The 18,507-nt window shown below is 28.2% G+C and carries 19 protein-coding genes; 3 read left to right on the top strand and 16 right to left on the bottom strand.

Annotation, left to right across the window (positions count from 1 at the left end; genetic code table 11):
• Window positions 1-201: 201 nt before the first annotated feature.
• The 13 genes from BN346_RS14970 to BN346_RS14910 form a co-directional block, all read right to left on the bottom strand.
• Complete coding sequence (locus tag BN346_RS14970) at window positions 202-402, bottom strand: hypothetical protein (RefSeq protein ID WP_040329692.1); 201 nt, start codon at window positions 400-402, stop codon at window positions 202-204.
• A 220-nt stretch (window positions 403-622) separates the two neighbouring features.
• Window positions 623-1,015: a F0F1 ATP synthase subunit epsilon gene (locus BN346_RS14965; protein WP_040329690.1), complete on the bottom strand. Its 393-nt coding sequence runs from the start codon at window positions 1,013-1,015 to the stop codon at window positions 623-625.
• A gap of 328 nt (window positions 1,016-1,343) precedes the next feature.
• Entirely contained in the window at window positions 1,344-2,735 is a 1,392-nt protein-coding gene (gene atpD, locus BN346_RS14960) for a F0F1 ATP synthase subunit beta (RefSeq protein ID WP_040329688.1), read from the bottom strand.
• Window positions 2,736-2,761: 26 nt separating this feature from the next.
• A complete protein-coding gene (gene atpG, locus BN346_RS14955) occupies window positions 2,762-3,613 on the bottom strand; it encodes an ATP synthase F1 subunit gamma (RefSeq protein WP_040329686.1) in 852 nt (283 codons plus the stop codon).
• 10 nt (window positions 3,614-3,623) lie between these two features.
• Window positions 3,624-5,138, bottom strand: coding sequence for a F0F1 ATP synthase subunit alpha (gene atpA / locus BN346_RS14950; protein ID WP_040329685.1), 1,515 nt, complete (start codon window positions 5,136-5,138; stop codon window positions 3,624-3,626).
• A gap of 99 nt (window positions 5,139-5,237) precedes the next feature.
• Window positions 5,238-6,038, bottom strand: coding sequence for a F0F1 ATP synthase subunit delta (locus BN346_RS14945; protein WP_040329684.1), 801 nt, complete (start codon window positions 6,036-6,038; stop codon window positions 5,238-5,240).
• 2 nt (window positions 6,039-6,040) lie between these two features.
• The gene (locus BN346_RS14940; RefSeq protein ID WP_040329683.1) at window positions 6,041-6,520 is read right to left on the bottom strand and encodes a F0F1 ATP synthase subunit B; all 480 of its coding nucleotides are present in this window, start codon (window positions 6,518-6,520) and stop codon (window positions 6,041-6,043) included.
• 70 nt (window positions 6,521-6,590) lie between these two features.
• Window positions 6,591-6,833: an ATP synthase F0 subunit C gene (atpE, locus tag BN346_RS14935; protein WP_040329682.1), complete on the bottom strand. Its 243-nt coding sequence runs from the start codon at window positions 6,831-6,833 to the stop codon at window positions 6,591-6,593.
• A gap of 31 nt (window positions 6,834-6,864) precedes the next feature.
• The gene (locus BN346_RS14930) at window positions 6,865-7,545 is read right to left on the bottom strand and encodes a F0F1 ATP synthase subunit A (protein WP_040329681.1); all 681 of its coding nucleotides are present in this window, start codon (window positions 7,543-7,545) and stop codon (window positions 6,865-6,867) included.
• Between the two features lie 18 nt (window positions 7,546-7,563).
• On the bottom strand, window positions 7,564-7,926 hold the full coding sequence (locus tag BN346_RS14925) for an ATP synthase subunit I (protein WP_040329679.1): 363 nt from the start codon (window positions 7,924-7,926) through the stop codon (window positions 7,564-7,566).
• 715 nt (window positions 7,927-8,641) lie between these two features.
• Window positions 8,642-9,772, bottom strand: coding sequence for a non-hydrolyzing UDP-N-acetylglucosamine 2-epimerase (gene wecB, locus BN346_RS14920; protein WP_040329677.1), 1,131 nt, complete (start codon window positions 9,770-9,772; stop codon window positions 8,642-8,644).
• Window positions 9,773-9,886: 114 nt separating this feature from the next.
• Window positions 9,887-10,921, bottom strand: a complete 1,035-nt coding sequence (locus tag BN346_RS14915) for an MraY family glycosyltransferase (RefSeq protein ID WP_040329676.1) — start codon at window positions 10,919-10,921, stop codon at window positions 9,887-9,889.
• Between the two features lie 39 nt (window positions 10,922-10,960).
• The gene (locus tag BN346_RS14910) at window positions 10,961-11,449 is read right to left on the bottom strand and encodes a deoxycytidylate deaminase (protein WP_040329675.1); all 489 of its coding nucleotides are present in this window, start codon (window positions 11,447-11,449) and stop codon (window positions 10,961-10,963) included.
• Window positions 11,450-12,247: 798 nt separating this feature from the next.
• Between BN346_RS14910 and BN346_RS14905 the strand changes: the two genes are divergently transcribed.
• From BN346_RS14905 to BN346_RS14895, 3 genes are all read left to right on the top strand, one after another.
• Window positions 12,248-12,943, top strand: a complete 696-nt coding sequence (locus tag BN346_RS14905; RefSeq protein WP_040329674.1) for a Crp/Fnr family transcriptional regulator — start codon at window positions 12,248-12,250, stop codon at window positions 12,941-12,943.
• A 317-nt stretch (window positions 12,944-13,260) separates the two neighbouring features.
• On the top strand, window positions 13,261-13,809 hold the full coding sequence (locus tag BN346_RS14900) for an NADH peroxidase (protein WP_040329673.1): 549 nt from the start codon (window positions 13,261-13,263) through the stop codon (window positions 13,807-13,809).
• A gap of 223 nt (window positions 13,810-14,032) precedes the next feature.
• Entirely contained in the window at window positions 14,033-14,503 is a 471-nt protein-coding gene (locus BN346_RS14895; RefSeq protein WP_040329671.1) for a MarR family winged helix-turn-helix transcriptional regulator, read from the top strand.
• 52 nt (window positions 14,504-14,555) lie between these two features.
• On the opposite strand, the gene BN346_RS14890 is transcribed toward BN346_RS14895, so the two are convergent.
• The 3 genes from BN346_RS14890 to BN346_RS14880 form a co-directional block, all read right to left on the bottom strand.
• Window positions 14,556-15,398: an ABC transporter permease gene (locus tag BN346_RS14890; RefSeq protein ID WP_040329670.1), complete on the bottom strand. Its 843-nt coding sequence runs from the start codon at window positions 15,396-15,398 to the stop codon at window positions 14,556-14,558.
• On the bottom strand, window positions 15,391-16,350 hold the full coding sequence (locus BN346_RS14885) for an ABC transporter permease (protein ID WP_040329668.1): 960 nt from the start codon (window positions 16,348-16,350) through the stop codon (window positions 15,391-15,393). Before BN346_RS14885 ends, BN346_RS14890 begins: the two co-directional genes overlap by 8 nt.
• A gap of 69 nt (window positions 16,351-16,419) precedes the next feature.
• On the bottom strand, window positions 16,420-18,015 hold the full coding sequence (locus BN346_RS14880; protein ID WP_040329667.1) for an ABC transporter substrate-binding protein: 1,596 nt from the start codon (window positions 18,013-18,015) through the stop codon (window positions 16,420-16,422).
• Window positions 18,016-18,507: the final 492 nt, after the last annotated feature.

The raw sequence follows: 18,507 nt of genomic DNA, 5'->3' as shown, positions 1-18,507 counted from the left end.
ATTATTGCCTATTATTTAAGAATTATTCCAATAGTTTTCAGGAAAAATTATATATTATAATATATAACATTTTGTAAAATTTGTGCATAAATAAGCTTATTTTTATGTAAAAATTTGTTTATTTAACTTAATATAGGGCACTTCAAGAAAATAGCTGTAATATTTTATCGCTTATTTTCCTAAAATGCCCTGTTTTATTATTTATTTAAACATTGATGAGAAAGGTAGAATATCTTGTAATGTTTCTAAAGCAGTATCTAGTTTTACATATTCATTTCCATTTATTTGAGTTGCATTATTTTTAAAAGCTTCAACCGCTTCATTGTATTGGTTTACTATATTTATTTTTGATGAATCAGCTACTCTCATTTTTTCTGTAATCTTTTGTTCACTACTTTTCATTTCAATTCCTCCCTATAATTTTTTTTAGGTTCTCAAAATTTAATTTTAATTTATACATAATAACTAATAATAAATCTGTACTTTCTTTTTTCATTCTATATTTTAAACTTGATTACCTATAATTATTATGTTTATTTGTAGTTTTTTTATACAAAAAACAACCTTTAGCTATGCTAAAGGTTGTTTTTAATAATTTTAATTATTTACAATTAATTTATAACTAAACACTTAATCTAAGTAATGCTCTTTTTAGTGCAAATTCTGCTCTTTTTACATCTATGTCCTTTTTATCTTTTAACCTAGCTTGAGCTCTTTCCTTAGCTTTTTCAGCTCTTGCTTTGTCTATATTTTCTGGCCATTCAGCAGCATTACATAAAATAGTTATTACATTATTATTAATTTTGATAACTCCATTAGATGTAAAACATGTATATGCTTTACCATCAACATCTTGAAATGTAGTTATAGTTGGAATTAAATTTGTTACCATTGCTAAGTGATTTGGCAAAACTCCAAACTTACCATCACTACTTTCCGATGCTAATTTTACAATTTCTCCATTGTAAAACTCTTTATCTGGAGTCATTATTATAAGTTTAAGTTTATTATCCATAAAATTCTCCCGTTATATAAAATACTTTTATATTTCATCTATTTTATTTATTGATTATCCCTTATTACATCATTAATAAACATTCTTAATGATTTCTCATTTACAATAAGTTAGTCTTAAAATTAAATTATTTTAAGACTAAAAAGTAATAATCTTTTATTTTGTTAATCAATAACTTTAAATCTTATTGATTTCGTGACGGAATCTTTTATAAAGATATCAACCATATTATTTGTGTAGTTAAATTGTATTAAGTTTAATATAAAGTATTATTTAAGTATAAAACTTATATAATACTTTTCAATATATTTCAAAATGCATTAATCTACTATTCTAATGTTGTTGCTTTTTCTCTCGCTTCTTCTATGGTTCCTACGAATAAAAATGCTGATTCTGGAATATCGTCACATTTACCTTCTAATATATCCTTAAAGCCTCTTATTGTTTCTTTAAGTGGTACATATCTTCCTTTTATTCCAGTAAATTGTTCACCTACTGTAAATGGTTGTGATAAAAATCTTTGAACTTTTCTTGCTCTACCAACAACAAGCTTATCTTCATCTGAAAGCTCATCAACTCCTAGTATCGCTATAATATCTTGAAGTTCTTTATATCTTTCTAATATATGTTTTACTTGAGTTGCTACATCATAATGTTCTTCACCTATTATTCTAGGATCTAACATTCTTGAGCTTGATTCTAGAGGATCTACAGCTGGATAAATTCCTAATTCAACTATTGATCTTGATAAAACAGTTGTAGCATCTAAGTGAGCAAATGTTGTTGCTGGTGCTGGGTCTGTTAAGTCATCTGCTGGAACATAAACAGCTTGAACAGATGTTATTGATCCATGCTTTGTTGAAGTTATTCTTTCTTGAAGTGCACCCATCTCAGTTGCAAGTGTTGGCTGATATCCAACAGCACTTGGTATTCTTCCAAGTAAAGCTGAAACTTCTGAACCAGCTTGTGTAAATCTAAATATATTATCTATAAATAGTAAAACATCTTGACCTTGATCCCTGAAATATTCAGCCATTGTAAGTCCTGTTAAGGCAACTCTCATTCTAGCTCCTGGTGATTCATTCATTTGTCCAAAAACTAGTGCTGTTTTATTTATAACTCCAGAGTCTCTCATTTCATGATAAAGGTCATTACCTTCTCTTGTTCTTTCTCCAACACCTGTAAATACAGAAAGTCCACCGTGTTGTTTAGCTATATTATTTATAAGTTCTTGTATTAATACAGTTTTACCAACTCCAGCTCCACCAAATAGACCAATTTTTCCACCACGTTGATAAGGTGCTATAAGATCTATTACTTTTATCCCTGTTTCAAATACTTCTGGTTCAACAGACTGTTCTTCAAAACTTGGTGCAGCTCTATGAATTGTATATAAATTATCTGCATTAAAATCTCCAGCTTCATCTATTGGTTTTCCTAATACATTAAATAATCTTCCTAATACTTGTTCTCCAACAGGTACTGTTATTCCTTTTCCTGTATCGACAGCTTTAAGTCCTCTACGTAATCCTTCAGTGTTTTCCATAGCTATTGTTCTTACTATGTCATCACCTATATGCTGTTCAACTTCTGAAATTACAGTTTTTCCATCCATTTTTATTTCTATAGCATTATATATGTTTGGAAGTGCTCCTGCTTCAAATTTTATATCTATAACTGGTCCTATAATTTGGACAACCGTTCCTATTTTTTCTGCCATAATATCCCTCCAATCTAGCTATTATTTTAGCTTTGTGCTTCTGCTCCGCCTACTATTTCAGAAATTTCCTGAGTTATAGCACTTTGTCTAGCTCTGTTATATTTTAAATTAAGCTTATCAAGTAAATCGTCTGAATTACGAGTAGCTCCCTCCATAGCTTCCATTCTTGTGCTTTGCTCACTGCATTTAGAGTGAATCATGCAATTTAATATTTTACTATTAAAATATAAATTAGTAATACTATCAACTAATTCTTGTGATTCCCCTTCAAATTGCAATTTAGAATCTATTTCTTTAAACTCTTCTCTATTTATTGGTAACAATTGCTCTTTTCTAAACTCTTTTCTTATTTGTGATATAAATTTAGTGTAAACAATATGAACTTCTGCAACTTCACCTTTTCTATATGCTTCAAAAGCATCATTGTAAATAGTAGCAGCTTCTATAGAAGTAGGTATATCACCCACTTCTATATATTCAGCTGTAGTTTCTAGCTTATATCTATTAGCAAGAGACTTTCCTTTTTCTCCTACCATTAAAATGATTGAATTTTCTCTATCACCTTTAACAATTTCTGATAGTTCTGCCATTATCGAAGTGTTAAAGGAGCCACATAGTCCCATATCAGAGGTAAGCACAATATATAGTTTTTTGGAGCTTTGGTTTTTAGTTGTATAAATAGTTTCTTCGTCATAACTTCTCATTACTTCAGCAAAAATTTCTTCACATTGATTAAAGTAACCAGTATTAGAAGATAATTTTTCTCTAACTCTTCTTAACTTTGAGGTAGAAACTAAACCTAGTGCTTTTGTAATTTTTTTTGTGTTATTTATAGACTTAATTCTTCTCTTTATTTCAACAAGTCCTGCTGCACCCATTTTCTCACCTCTACAGTTCTATTAAAAATTTCTGTTTAAACTCCTTTATTGCTTCTACAAGTTTTGTTTCTATTTCATCATCTAGTGCTTTTCTTTCCATAATCATGTCTGGCACTTCTTTATGATATGTGTTCATAAACTCTAAGAATTGCTTTTCAAATAGTTTAACTTTTGCAACTGGAATATCCATTATATGCTCTTTTACTCCAGCATATAAAATCATTATTTGATCTTGTACTGGCATAGGGCGATATTGATCTTGCTTTAAGATTTCTATTAATCTCTTTCCTTTTTCTAGTCTTCTCTTAGTTTCCTTATCAAGGTCTGATCCAAACTGAGCAAAGGAAGCAAGTTCTCTATATTGAGCAAGTTCAAGTCTTAATGTTCCCGCTACTTGTTTCATTGCTTTAATTTGAGCACTTCCTCCAACCCTTGAAACAGATATACCTGCATTTACTGCTGGTCTTTGTCCTGAATAGAATAAATCTGATTCTAAGAATATCTGTCCATCTGTTATTGATATAACATTTGTTGGTATATATGCTGTTACGTCTCCAGCTAATGTTTCTATTATTGGAAGTGCTGTTAATGATCCACCACCTAATTTATCAGATAGTTTTGCAGCCCTTTCTAATAATCTTGAGTGAAGATAGAATACATCTCCTGGATACGCTTCTCTTCCTGGTGGTCTACGAAGAAGTAATGACATTGTTCTATAAGCGACTGCGTGTTTGGACAAATCGTCATATATTATTAAAACGTCTTTTCCTTCATTCATAAAGTATTCTCCCATACTACATCCAGCAAATGGAGCTAGATATTGTAATGGAGCTGATTCAGATGCACTTGCTGAAACTATGATAGTATAATCTAATGCTCCCATTTCTTGTAGAGTATTAACAGTATGTGCAACAGTTGATTGTTTTTGTCCTATTGCAACATATATACATACCATATCTTTTCCTTTTTGATTTAAAATTGCATCTATGGCTATTGCAGTTTTTCCAGTTTGTCTATCTCCTATTATTAACTCTCTTTGACCTTTTCCAATTGGAATCATTGAGTCAATAGCTTTTATACCTGTTTGCATTGGTTCTTTAACTGATTGACGATCAATAACTCCTGGAGCATTAACTTCAACTGGTCTGTATTTTGTTTCTTTTATTGGTCCTTTTCCATCAATTGGTTTACCTAGTGGATTAACAACTCTTCCCAGTAAATCTTCTCCAACTGGAACTTCAACTACTCTTCCAGTTCTGTTTACTATGTCGCCTTCCTTTATACCTTCTTCTGAGCCAAGTAGAACGCAACCAACGTTATCTTGCTCTAAGTTTAAGGCCATTCCATACACATCATTCGGGAATTGTAAAAGTTCTCCCTCTAGGCAATCATCTAATCCATAAACCCTAGCTATACCGTCACCTATTTGTATTATAGTTCCAGCATCTACAGTGTTTATTTTGCTTTCATATTTCTCTAATTCTTTTCTTAATATAGATGTTATTTCGCCTGGTTTTATATGCATTCTTTCACCTCTATTCTGTAAAAGAATTCAAAATTAAACATCTTACATTTGATAACACATTCAATTTTAAATTCTTTAAAACACATCCTTTGCTACAATTTAGTTTAGAACTTTTAAAACTGTGCTTGTTTTTAAATCTTTTAGTCTACCTTTTAATGTATAGTCTAAAACATCATCTCCAACAGTTATATAAACTCCGCCTAAAATTTCTGTATCAATTGTTTCTTCAATAATGAAGTCACTATCATAATATTTATGAAGTCTTACTTTTAGTTTTTCTTTTTGTATTTCTGTTAATGGTTGAACTGTTTTAACATTAACAAGTAATGGTTCTTTTTGAATTTCCACATCAATTTTGTGTTGTTCTTTATTCTCCATTATGTTCTTCATCACTTCTAATTTACTTTTGATGCTACTATCTATAACATCATCACCAGCTTTTATTATTATTCCACCTATTAAAGTTTTATCAATTTTTTCTGATAAAATAATTTGTTTGTTATACTTATTTTCTAACTTTGCTTTTAAGCTAGTTCTTTGTTCATCGCTAAGTGAAATTGCTGTTCTAACTTCAACCTCAATCATATTATGTTCTTCAAAATATATTAATCTAAATTGATTATATTTTTCTCTTAAATATGATATTCTATCTTTTTCTATTAATAATAATAGAAAACTTAGTAATTCTTCATTGATTTCATTTTCAAAGATTTTCTTAAATATTGCTTTTTTTTCTGGTCTATGAATTTGAGGATGTTCTATTATTTGTTTGAACTCTTCATTTTCTTCCATACTCTCAACAATACCTTTTAAATCTTCTAAAGTTTCTTCTAAATTCCCAGCTGCTTTACAAGCATCATATAATGCTTGAGCATATCTTCTGTCAAGAAATTCATACATCTTTAATTACCTACCTTAGAAATGAAATCATCAATAAGTCTCTTATGATCCTCTTCATCCATTTTCTTTTCTAATGCTTTTTGAGCTAAAACTAATGATAGATCAACAACTTGATCTTTCATTTCACTTTCAGCTTTACGTTTTTCTCTTTCTATTTCTTGTTTATTTCTAGCACGTAGAACTTCACATTCTTTTTTAGCTTCAGTAATAATATCTCTTGATACTCTTTCTGCTTTTTCTTTGTATGCTTCTATTAATACTTCGCCTTCTTCTTTATACTTTTGAACTTTTTCTTCTTGTTCTAATCTTAAAGTTTCTAATCTACTTTCTTCCTCTTTTGCATGATTTAGTGCAGTTTCCACTTCTGTTTGTCTTGCACTTATCATTGCAACTGTTGGTTTATAGAAAAACTTTTTAATTATGAAAAAGAATATAAAGAAGTTAATCGTTGCGGCTAAAACTATCATTGGATCTATATTCATATAAAATCCTGGTATCTACCTATCCCCCAGGATATTCACCTGCCTTTCATAGATTCTCTTCTTTTAATTATTAGCCTACTTTTAAAACTAATAATAATGCTATAAGGAAACCATATATTGCTGTTGCTTCTGATAGAGCTCCTCCAACAATTAATGCACTCATTATTTTACCACTTGCATCTGGTTGTTTTGCTATACTTTCAACTGCTTTACTAGTAGCGTTTCCTGTTCCTAATCCTCCACCCATAACTGATAAAGCTGCTATTCCTGCTCCTATTGCTGACATTCCTGCTATAAATGCTCCTGATTCCATTTCTTATTCCTCCTTAAAATTAATTATTATTTTAGTGTTCTGCTGTTATTTTTATATTAATCATTGTTAACATTATAAAGATAACTGCTTGTATTGTTCCATCAAATAAATCAAAGTAAAAATGGAACGGTATTGGTACAACTAATGTTGCAAAAAAGCTTATTTTACCTAGTGCACCATATATCATTTCTATTATCATAGTTGCTGCAAAGACATTACCAAAAAGTCTTAAACACAATGATATTGGAAGCATAATTCTTTCTACTATATTTATAGGTAATATAAGTGCCATTGGTCTCGCAAATCCTGCAAAATATCCCTTAATACCATTTTTCTTTATCGTATAACCTTGAATTACTATGAAAGTTGTTAATGCTAATCCTAAAGTTACACTTATTTCTGATGTTGGAGGTTTAATTCCAAACATTCCAGTTAGGTTAAGTAATAGTATATATAATGCTAATGCAATTATATATGGTATAAATGCTCTTTTACCTTCACCCATAGTTTCTTCTACAAAGCTTCCCATTTTAGTAATTCCAATTTCTACTGCAGCTTGTATTTTCCCTGGTATTCTTTTGACATTATTCTTGTACAAAATTCCTAATAGTAGTGCTAGTGCCATAATAACCCACTGAACTACAAGACTATCAGTTATATTAAATGGTATTCCTAAAATATTAAAGGTAACTATTGGTATTACTTCTTCCATATTACACACCCCTTTCTGCTAGTCGTTTTTACACTTAAAACCATAAATTATCATGGAAATAAGTTGTGCACTATAGCCTATAACAAATAATAAAAATCCAAAATGGCTTTTTATTACTATTATTCCCCCTATAGCTGTAACCAATATAACTCTTCCTAATTGGCTTAAAATCATTCCAATTTTAGGAGATGCTACTTGGTTTAATAATTTTTCTACGCTTATAGCATTTATATATAAATTTATATAGGCTATAAATAAACCTATTATAAAAAATATACTAATATTTTTCAAAGTAATCCAACCTATTATCAAAAATATTAAAGATAAAATTAAATCATATTTAAGTATATATGTTAGTAGTTTCTTATTCTCTTTATTCACTTTTAAGTCCCTCACTTAATACCTAAATTACATTGTAACATTATATGCTTAGATATGAGATAAATAAACAAGCTAATTCAGTCAAATTACTTTAAATTTACCAATGTATTCTTAATAAACTAGTTTTAATTGTACTTTAATATGATTTACTTTGAATTAGTTTATTTTTCTACTTTATTACATATTTTGAATGTAACTTATTCATTTTCCGTTTTATTTTTTTTAGTGTTTTTTATAGCTTTTCAAGTTTTGAATACTCCCGGTCATTTTAATTTCAATTTCTTTTGTTTTTCATGCATAAAAAAGCTAATATTTGAATTAATTTATGACCCCATGTTCATTTTTCTGTTTTTTTTAAATAATTGAATTTTAATTTATTCTGACTTTTGCAATATTGTTAATTATTTGTTTCATTTTTCTTGATGTTTATTTTTCTTATTTTAACATTTTTGCATTATGTGAATTGCAATTCAATGCCTTTATGTGTTTATTTTTCAAGTATTAACTATTTTTCCAATAATTTTGTGCATATAAAATTTTATTTTCCTATTGCATAAAAAGTTTTTTTCTAATTCATAAAATTTTCAATTTATTTGAATTGTTTTTTATTATACTTATTTTATATTAAGTTTAATTTATACTTAGAACAACATACACTATAATTATTTGTAAACTCACTTTTATTTATGTATAAATTTAAAATAAAAGCATAGTATTATACCATGCTCTCATTTTTTAATATATTTTTTAAAATATCACATATTTGTCTAGATGTAGTTCCATCACCATAAGGATTTTTTATATTCTTCATTTTATTATACTCTTGTTCATTTTTCAATAATTTATTTGCTTCTTTTAAAATTTTATTTTTATCTGTTCCAACCAACTTTACTGCACCAGCTTCAACCGCTTCTTGCCTTTCAGTTACATCTCTAAATACTAACAAAGGTTTTCCAACATGTGGTGCTTCCTCTTGAATTCCACCTGAATCACTCATTATCATATAACACTTATTCATTAAATTATGATTATCCTCTACATTTATAGGATCTAATAAATGTATTCTATCTATCTCACCTAACTTTTCATGCACAACATCTCTTACTATAGGATTTAAATGTACTAGATATATCAATTCTACATCTTTATTTTCTTCAACAATACTTCTTAATGCTTCACAGATATTTTCTATTCCATCTCCCCAGTTTTCTCTTCTATGAGCTGTTACCATAATAACCTTTTTATCATAATCTATATGATTCAACTTTTCTTCTTTAAATTTATAATTTTCTTTAATAGTATAATCCATAGCATCTATTGCTGTGTTTCCTGTAACAAAAATTGTTTTTTCATCTATATTTTCATTTAATAAATTTTGTTTAGATAACTCAGTAGGTGAAAAATGTAAATCTGCAATTGATGCAGTTAATTTTCTATTCATTTCTTCTGGAAATGGAAAATATTTATCATGACTTCTAAGTCCAGCTTCCACATGGCCAACTTTTGCTTTATTATAAAAGGCAGCTAAAGATGCTACAAATGTTGTAGTTGTATCACCATGTACCAAAACAATATCTGGATTTTCTTTTTTTATTACATTTTCTATTCCTTCTAGTGCTCTACATGTAATACCTGATAAACTTTGCTTATTCTTCATAATATCCAAATCATAATCAGGTTGTATTTGAAATATTTCCATAACTTGATCTAGCATTTGTCTATGCTGAGCTGTTACACAAACCTTAGATTCAAACTCTTCTCTTTTTTCTAATTCTTTTATAATTGGTGCCATTTTTATAGCTTCCGGTCTAGTGCCAAACACTGTCATAACTTTTAATTTTTTCATATGCTTCACCCCGTTTATATAATAATAAATATGGTTAAAATTATATTCTATGCTTTTTAAATATAACTTTACCATATTTATTTATTCTCATGTATTTTATTTTTTCAAATTAACTTATTTATGGTGTTCTTCATGTAAAAGTCCAATTTTCCATGCAATTCCTGTTATAATCACAACTACAGTTGCTAATAAAAAGTATGCCTTTTTACTACTTACTTGCATTGCTATAATAGCCGCACCACCTAAAATTGCATTAATTAGATATATTATTAAAACCGCTTGTCTTTGACTTAATCCTAATCCTAATAATCTATGATGAAGATGCCCCTTATCCCCTTGTGATATAGGCTTTCCATTAACTTTTCTTCTAACTATTGCAAATAATGTATCATATATAGGAAGTCCTAATGCTAAAAGTGGAACCGCAATAACTAATGCTGCAGCTGATTTTATAGCTCCATTTATAGATGTGGCTGCTAATAAGAATCCTATCAATTGTGCTCCCGTATCCCCCATAAATATACTTGCTGGATTAAAGTTATATGGCAAAAATCCTAGTATAGACCCTGCTAATATAGTTGTAAAAAACACAGCATCTGCCCTTCCATTTATGAATGAAACTATTAATAGTGTCAATGATGATATAAGTCCTACCCCTGCTGATAATCCATCTAATCCATCTATTAAATTAAATGCATTTGTTACACCTATTATCCATATTATAGTTAAAGGTATGCCAATGATTGTTAAATTTATATATTCTCCTCCAACACCAAATGGATTAGTTATAACATTAACTTTTAATCCAAATGCTACAAGTATACAAGCAGCAACTATTTGAAATGCCAATTTATATCTTGGCCTTAATTCATTCATGTCATCAATTACACCACCTATGACAATTACCGTAGCTCCAATCACTATTCCTAAATCATCTAATGAAAACTGAGAAATATTTAGCAAAATTCCACATATGAATGCTATGTATATTGCAACTCCTCCCATTCGTGGAATTGGCTTTTTATGTATTCTTCGTTCATCTTTAGGTACATCTATTGCATTAACTTTTATTGCTAATTTTTTTACTAATGGTGTAATTGCAGCTGATATAAGTGCTGTTATACCCATTAAAAAAATTACATTATTCATATACTAACCATCCTATTTCTTTATTATTTTAAGTAAACTTTAATAGGAAACATCTTCTGTTAGAGAATCATCATTTTCTATCCAATCACTTACTTTAACTTCCCTATATTCAGATTTGCTATCTCTTATTATAACAGTTTCTATTCCAGCATTTATTATAAATCTTTTGCACAAAGTACAAGGTGATGCATTTTTTACCAATTCACCACTACTCTGTTCTTTTCCAACTAAATACAGCGTAGATCCTATCATATCATGTCGTCTTGCGGAAATTATTGCATTTTGTTCAGCATGAACAGATCTACATATTTCATATCTAGTACCTCTTGGTACATTTAATTCCTCTCTTTTACATCTGCCTATATCACTACAGTTTTTTCTTCCTCTAGGTGCACCTGTATATCCTGTCGCCATAATTTCATCATTTTTTACTATTATAGCCGCAAAATTTCTTCTTAAACAAGTTCCCCTTTCAAGTATAGTTTCACATATATCTAAATAATAATTTTGTTTATCTATTCTATTCATTTTTTCTTCCCTCTATTTTACTTAATAGTTTTTTCTAAAAGAGCTACAAATTCTAATTTTTACTTATATATTAATTAATCTTTTTAAAATTTGTTTCTCTACGTTTATTCCAGCTACATTTGCACTTCTCTAAAAATAGTATGTATTTATATACTATTATACATAAAAATATATTAATTAAGCGAATATTTTATTATTTTATAGTAAATAAAATAAACATTTCTTTCATATTATATATAATAAGAAAATTATAATCAAATTTTATGCAAAATTTATATGTTTTATAGCTATCAAAATAAATTATTATATAGGGTTCCAAGTTTGAATTTTAAATAACACCTTTATCAAATGATATCATTAAGCTTACAGTTTATTTATATTTTTATATTTGGAACCAAGTAAGAGTTAAGAGTGAATAGTTATGGTAGATATTACTCACTTCGTTCCTAATATCTAAAAATAGAAATGCTTAAAAACTACGTTTTTATATTGTTTTCAATTAATTTACTTAGTAAATTTAATAAAAAATCATTCTTTAAAATTGGAAGTCCAATTTTCACCTTCACTGTCCATTGTCAATTTTTAAAAATATAGATTAAAACTTAGATTTAAAATTTTCAACTAAAACATGAATAACTAAAAGTTTTAACTTGTATTACTATATTTTGATTTAGATTCCAAATATAAAATTAATAGTTCTTAAATTGAAATCTACTTTTATTTTGATATAATTTAAATAAAACAGATTTGAAATATAAAAATATACTGATTTTTTATAATTAAAAAGGAAAATAGCTTATGAATGATTTAATTTTTATTTTAAAAAAATGCAAAATTTTCAAAGGATTATCCGAAAGAGAATTAGAGGATATTCTAAAAAATGTTTCTTATACTATTTACGATAAGTGCAAAAACTGTGCTCAATGCAAGTCTTGTATTTTGAATTTTGAGGGAGACAATTGCTCAAAATTATCAATTGTTCTAGAAGGCACTGTTGATATTCAAAAGCATTATTCCAACGGAAAAATAGTATCCATTAATACATTAACTGCTGGAAACACTTTTGGAGAGGCTATTATATTTTCTAATGAAAATACATACCCAGCTACAATTGTTGCATATAGGGGCACTAAAGTGCTTTATATCTCAAAAGATGATATTTTATCTCTTCTTAACAACAAAAAAATTTTGAATAACTTTATGAATTTACTATCTTCTAAAATACTAACTTTAAATAAAAAAGTAACACTTCTTTCATTTGAATCCTTACGCCAAAAAATATGTTACTTTATTTTAAGTGAATACAAGAAACAAAATACTCTTTCCTTGCACTTACCAATGTCTAAAAAAGCACTTTCAGAATATCTAGGCGTCCAACGGCCATCACTTTCAAGAGAACTTATTAATATGAAAAATGATAATCTAATAGACTTTGACAGATCCACAATAAAAATAATAGATTTAGAACATATTTCATCATTGATATCTTATTGATTGGAATTTATGTCCATTAAATACATTTAATATTACAAAATTTTTAATTTATTATGAACATAACTAATATTCTTGATTTTGTCATTGATTGATTTTTTCTGTATGTGTATAATGTTTTTAACAATATAGATTTAAATTATATATTTAACTTATTTACTCAAAGTTCATAATTTGAAATAGATATAAATATTAACTTTAATTTATATCTATATGTTTTAAAAAGTTACTTTTTACATATAATAAATTTAATTATTATATCAATTGATTATATTAAAATTTTAAAATAATATTATTATGTTTATGGAAGGATGTTAATTATGAAGAAGTTTGTTTGTACAGTTTGTGGTTATATTCATGAAGGAGATACACCTCCTGAGTTTTGTCCTATTTGTAAAGCTGACTCTAGTAAATTTATAGAAAAAAATGAAGAAGGAATGTCTTGGGCTGATGAACATAGAATTGGTTCCATTAAAGACTTAGATCCTGAAGTTGTAGAAGGTTTAAGAGCTAATTTCACTGGAGAATGTACAGAAGTTGGAATGTATCTTGCAATGAGTCGTCAAGCAGATAGAGAAGGCTTTCCTGAAGTAGCTGAAGCTTATAAAAGAATAGCTTTTGAAGAAGCAGAACATGCTGCTAAATTTGCTGAATTATTAGGAGAAGTTCTTTCTGCTGATACTAAAGCTAATTTACAAGCTAGAGTTGATGCTGAACATGGTGCTTGCCAAGGTAAAAAAGATTTAGCAACTCTTGCTAAAAAATTAAATCTAGATGCTATTCATGATACAGTTCATGAAATGTGTAAAGATGAAGCTAGACACGGCGCTGCATTTAATGGATTATTAAATAGATATTTTAATAAGTAATTTAAAACAAGCATGAGATTAAATCTCATGCTTGTTTTTATGTCCATTGTTGACATTTATTTCTATTTGAGTCAAAATATAATTATAGTCTTATAAAATTATTTAGTTAATTTTATACACAAATTTTATAAGACTTAATTATTTTATAATCTAACTTTAGAACTTATTAACCGTTCTTAGTATTATATATATTTTTAAATTATCAATGTTAGGAGCAATTTTTATGGATGATAAAAATCTTACTAGTATAGCAGAAGGTGTTTTAACCATTTTTCCCATGTTTATAAAAAACTTTAGTAAAATAGACTCTATATCTACTAATGCAAATAATCACTGTTGTCTGCCACCTTCTCACAGAAATATTTTAAATTTACTAGATACTTTTGGAGTTCTAAACATGACAGATATATCAGATAGATTGTGTATTAATAAATGTAATTTAACTCCCATTGTAAATAATTTAATAGATAAAGATTTAGTTATTAAATCAGTTGACTCTCGAGATAGACGTATCAATAAATTATCACTTACTAAAAAAGGTGAAAATCTAGTTGATTACTTTAAAAACTCAGCTATAAATAACCTTAAAGAAAGTCTCTGTGATTTTACAGATGATGAATTAAATGCTCTTCTCCACCATTTAACTAGCATACAATCTATTATTTACAATGTTAAATGTAGAGAAAAAAAGTAGCTTACTTATTATATACATAAAAAGTGAGGCTATCGCCTCACTTTTTTCTATTTTACTCTTCTGGATCTAGCCCTATTCTTAAAACATCTCCAAGAACATTAAAACTTAAAACTATTAACAATATAATAACCCCTGGAAATACAGCAAGATATGCTTTATCCGCCATCCTTGACTGTGCTGCTTGTAACATACTTCCAAGTGATGACATTGGTTGTTGAACTCCCAATCCCATAAAACTAAGTGCTGATTCTGTTAATATTGCATCTGCTATGTTAATACTAGCAGCTACTAAAACTGTTGAGAAAACATTAGGTATAATATGTGATTTTAATATATTTTTATTATTAGCTCCCAAAGCCTTCGCACATAGAATAAAATCTCTTTGTTTTAAAGAAAGCGTCTCTGCACGAACTATTCTCGCTATTCCCATCCATCCAAAAATACCTATAATAACTATTATGTTTATTAAACTAGGTTTTAAATAAGCATTAGCTATTAATAATAAGAAAAATAGTGGTATACTCATGAGCATATCTATAATTCTCATAATTATAGCATCAACTTTACCTCCTACTAGTCCACTTATTGCACCAACCAATGTTCCAATTACTATTGATACAATCATTGACATAATCCCTACAGTTAACGATACCCTTGTTCCATATAGTGCTCTAGTAAAATAATCCCTTCCTAAGCCATCAGTTCCAAATATATGTTTCAATGTTGGCCCCTCAAATTTATAAATTAAATCTATTTTATTCGGATCATACGGACTTATAAATGCAAATATAGCTAATAATATTATTACTATTAATGATATTAATGAAAACATTCCTAATCTATTTCTTTTTAATTCTCTTAAGATTTTTTGTTTTAAAGTTTTATTCCTAGTCATTATTATCACCTCTACGTGTTCTTGGATCTATAATCATACAAGATATATCTGCAATTAAATTTCCTAAAACAACCATTATTGATGTGAGCATTGTCATAGCCATAATTACTGGATAATCTAATGCTTTTATAGCATTCATACCAAGTCTTCCCATGCCAGGCCATCCAAATATAGTTTCTGTTATAAATGCACCTGATACTAAAGATGGTAAACTCATACCTAATATCGTAACTATAGGTAATAGTGAATTTTTCATTACTTGCTTAAATAATATTTCATTTCTTGAAAGTCCTTTAGCCATAGCTGTTATTATGTAATCTTGTTTTAATTCATTTATGGTACTAGATCTTACATATCTAGTTAATACGGCTATACTAGAAAAGCTCAGTACAATCGTTGGAAGTATTCCATGTTTTAATAAATCAACTGTAGACGTAACCCCTATACTCCTCATACCGACACTGGGAACCCATTTTAACTTGAGAGAAAAAATAGTTATCAAAATCATGGCAAACCAAAAACTTGGTATAGATATTCCTATATAATTTAAAACATTTACAACATTATCTAAAGTTTTATTTCTATGAAGTGCTATGTATAACCCTAATGGAATTGATATAATAACCGAAAAAATCATAGATGCACCCATAAGTCCTAGCGTTGGTAACATCCTTGATAAAATCTCACTTGCAACTGGCTGTCTTGTTATGAGTGAATATCCTAAATCACCTTTAAACACACCTTGAAGCCATATCACATATCTAGTTAACATTGGTTTATCAAGTCCTAAGTTAGCTCTTATTAACTCAGCTTGTTCCTTTGACATTTTCGGTGTTATAAATCCCTGTGCTGGGTCACCTGGTGCTAAATTCATAAGCAAAAATGACACAAATGAAATGAATAATAGCATAGGTATCGCTTCTAAAATTCTTTTTATAATTTTCTCTTTCATAAATTCACCCCTTATATAAAAAGGCCCAAAAACCTATTTTTTACAAAAGGTAAATGAGCCTATTTTTAACTATTCTTCTGTCATATAAAGTTTTGATAAATCTTCAAACATATATATTGGAACTAATTTGGCTTCTTCAACTCCACCAATTTTAGCACTCACTCCAATTAATGATTTAGTATATTCTATTGGATATACTACAGCATCATCAGCTATTGTTTTTTGAATTTTTTCATATATTTCTTTTCTTTTGTTTTCATCAACTTCTTTAGCACCTTTTTTCCATAACTCATCTAATTCCTTATTATCATAGAATTGTGCATTCATTTCTCCATCTTTAACAAACGCAGATGCATATCCATCTGGATCACTACCCATTACATATCCATTGTATATTATGTCATAATCTCTTTCTTGTTCTCCAAATAATTTAGCAAAGAATGCATTTGTATCTATTTGTTTTGGTTCTACTTCTATGCCTATTTTTTCTAGCTGTTGTTTTACCATCATAACAATATTGTCATCACCTGCATTGTATTGGAATTCAAGTTTTATATTTTCAGCTCCAGCTTTCTTTAAAAGTTCCTTGGCTTTTTCAATGTTATTTTCATATTTTTCTACATCTTCAGTGTAATATTTAGTGCTTGGTACTAATATAGAATATGCTTTTTGTGTATTCTCTAAATTTTTAAATATAGTTTTTAATATTTCTTCCTTATCTAAAGCATAACAAATAGCTTGTCTTACTTCTTTTTTCTTTAAATTTTCATTTTTTTCATTAAAAATTATATAATTTAACATTCCCTCATCAAAAGAATATGTTTTGAAATTTTCATCTTGTGAAAATCTTTCATATTTTTCTTCACTTAAATATGTTGCAGAAACTTCTCCATTTTCAAAAGCAACCTTTCCAGAGTTAGCATCTGGTATTATTCTATATACAATCCCATCTAAGTGTGGTCTTCCACTATAGTAATCGTCAAATCTTTCTAATGATAATGTTTCTCCTTTTTTCCATTCTTTAAATTTGAATGGACCTGAACCTATTGGATTATTATTTTTTTCTGATTGTGCTAAGTTCTTTTCACCATCAAATATATGCTTAGGTAAAATTCTTAATGAACCTATACCTGCATCAAATGGTGCATATGCTTGCGGTAATTTAAACTCTACTGTTAAATCATCAATCTTTTTAACTTCAACTTCTTTTCCATCTATTATAAATGTTTGTCTGTCAGCTATTCCTTGTTTTTCATCTTTAGCCATATTTATTGTAAAAATTAAATCATCAGCTGTAATTTTTTCACCATCATGCCATTTTAAATTATCTTTTAACTTTATTTTATATGTAAGTTTATCTTCTGAAACTTCCATATTATCTGCTAAATAATATCTTGTTTCATCCTTATCTGCTACAAATAATGGATCAAACAATGCATTGTTTACAGTAAATGTAACTCTGTTGTTTTGGAAAAATGGATTTAAACAAGTTGGATCTGTTGTAGAAGAAAAAACCATTGTTCCCCCATCTTTTATTTTTGCCTTTTCTGTTTGTGCAGTCTCTGCACTTGCTTCTTTATTATTTTTTGTATTACTTCCACATCCAACCATACCTAAAGTTAGGAATGCAGATAATGCTAAACATAAAAATTTTTTACTCTTCATAATTATCCCCCTATGAAAACTTCATGACGCCAGAAAACATTTACATTGATTTTATTTGTACTTACTTTATCTTCATTACTACGTCATATTATATTTTTTTATACTATCTTAAATCCACATAGATAGTAACACACTGATAATTCTTTTGTAACAGTTATATGAATTTTTTATAAATGTTTTATTAACTATTTTGTTTTTCAATAATTGGAACATTTAAATGGGTAGAATAAATTCCACCCTACAGAAAAAAATCAATAAATATGTGGCACATTAATCTCTTTCCCCTTTGTAGCCGAAGTTTTAACTTTGGCGGTCTTTGATTTGGATACTGACCTAAGTCTAGGTAGAATGAATTCCACCCTACATTACACATATTTGAACAAGCTTTAATATAACATAATATAATTTGCAAGGTTGAAACCTCGCCTACAAAAATTGAAGTGAAATCTCTTTTACCCCTTTGTAGCTGAGACTTTAGTATTGGCGGTTTTT

The organism is Clostridium ihumii AP5 (genome assembly GCF_000612845.1).
Lineage (GTDB): Bacteria > Bacillota > Clostridia > Clostridiales > Clostridiaceae > Clostridium_J > Clostridium_J ihumii.
The sequence above is the reverse complement of the archived record's forward strand: the minus strand, read 5'-3'. Positions and strand labels throughout refer to the sequence as shown.

Bases quoted from the DNA above. Each gene is read 5' to 3' on its own strand.
- BN346_RS14970 (WP_040329692.1), bottom strand. From the start codon at position 402: ATGAAAAGTAGTGAACAAAAGATTACAGAAAAAATGAGAGTAGCTGAT.
- BN346_RS14965 (WP_040329690.1), bottom strand. From the start codon at position 1,015: ATGGATAATAAACTTAAACTTATAATAATGACTCCAGATAAAGAGTTT.
- atpD (WP_040329688.1), bottom strand. From the start codon at position 2,735: ATGGCAGAAAAAATAGGAACGGTTGTCCAAATTATAGGACCAGTTATA.
- atpG (WP_040329686.1), bottom strand. From the start codon at position 3,613: ATGGGTGCAGCAGGACTTGTTGAAATAAAGAGAAGAATTAAGTCTATA.
- atpA (WP_040329685.1), bottom strand. From the start codon at position 5,138: ATGCATATAAAACCAGGCGAAATAACATCTATATTAAGAAAAGAATTA.
- BN346_RS14945 (WP_040329684.1), bottom strand. From the start codon at position 6,038: ATGTATGAATTTCTTGACAGAAGATATGCTCAAGCATTATATGATGCT.
- BN346_RS14940 (WP_040329683.1), bottom strand. From the start codon at position 6,520: ATGAATATAGATCCAATGATAGTTTTAGCCGCAACGATTAACTTCTTT.
- atpE (WP_040329682.1), bottom strand. From the start codon at position 6,833: ATGGAATCAGGAGCATTTATAGCAGGAATGTCAGCAATAGGAGCAGGA.
- BN346_RS14930 (WP_040329681.1), bottom strand. From the start codon at position 7,545: ATGGAAGAAGTAATACCAATAGTTACCTTTAATATTTTAGGAATACCA.
- wecB (WP_040329677.1), bottom strand. From the start codon at position 9,772: ATGAAAAAATTAAAAGTTATGACAGTGTTTGGCACTAGACCGGAAGCT.
- BN346_RS14915 (WP_040329676.1), bottom strand. From the start codon at position 10,921: ATGAATAATGTAATTTTTTTAATGGGTATAACAGCACTTATATCAGCT.
- BN346_RS14910 (WP_040329675.1), bottom strand. From the start codon at position 11,449: ATGAATAGAATAGATAAACAAAATTATTATTTAGATATATGTGAAACT.
- BN346_RS14905 (WP_040329674.1), top strand. From the start codon at position 12,248: ATGAATGATTTAATTTTTATTTTAAAAAAATGCAAAATTTTCAAAGGA.
- BN346_RS14900 (WP_040329673.1), top strand. From the start codon at position 13,261: ATGAAGAAGTTTGTTTGTACAGTTTGTGGTTATATTCATGAAGGAGAT.
- BN346_RS14895 (WP_040329671.1), top strand. From the start codon at position 14,033: ATGGATGATAAAAATCTTACTAGTATAGCAGAAGGTGTTTTAACCATT.
- BN346_RS14890 (WP_040329670.1), bottom strand. From the start codon at position 15,398: ATGACTAGGAATAAAACTTTAAAACAAAAAATCTTAAGAGAATTAAAA.
- BN346_RS14885 (WP_040329668.1), bottom strand. From the start codon at position 16,350: ATGAAAGAGAAAATTATAAAAAGAATTTTAGAAGCGATACCTATGCTA.
- BN346_RS14880 (WP_040329667.1), bottom strand. From the start codon at position 18,015: ATGAAGAGTAAAAAATTTTTATGTTTAGCATTATCTGCATTCCTAACT.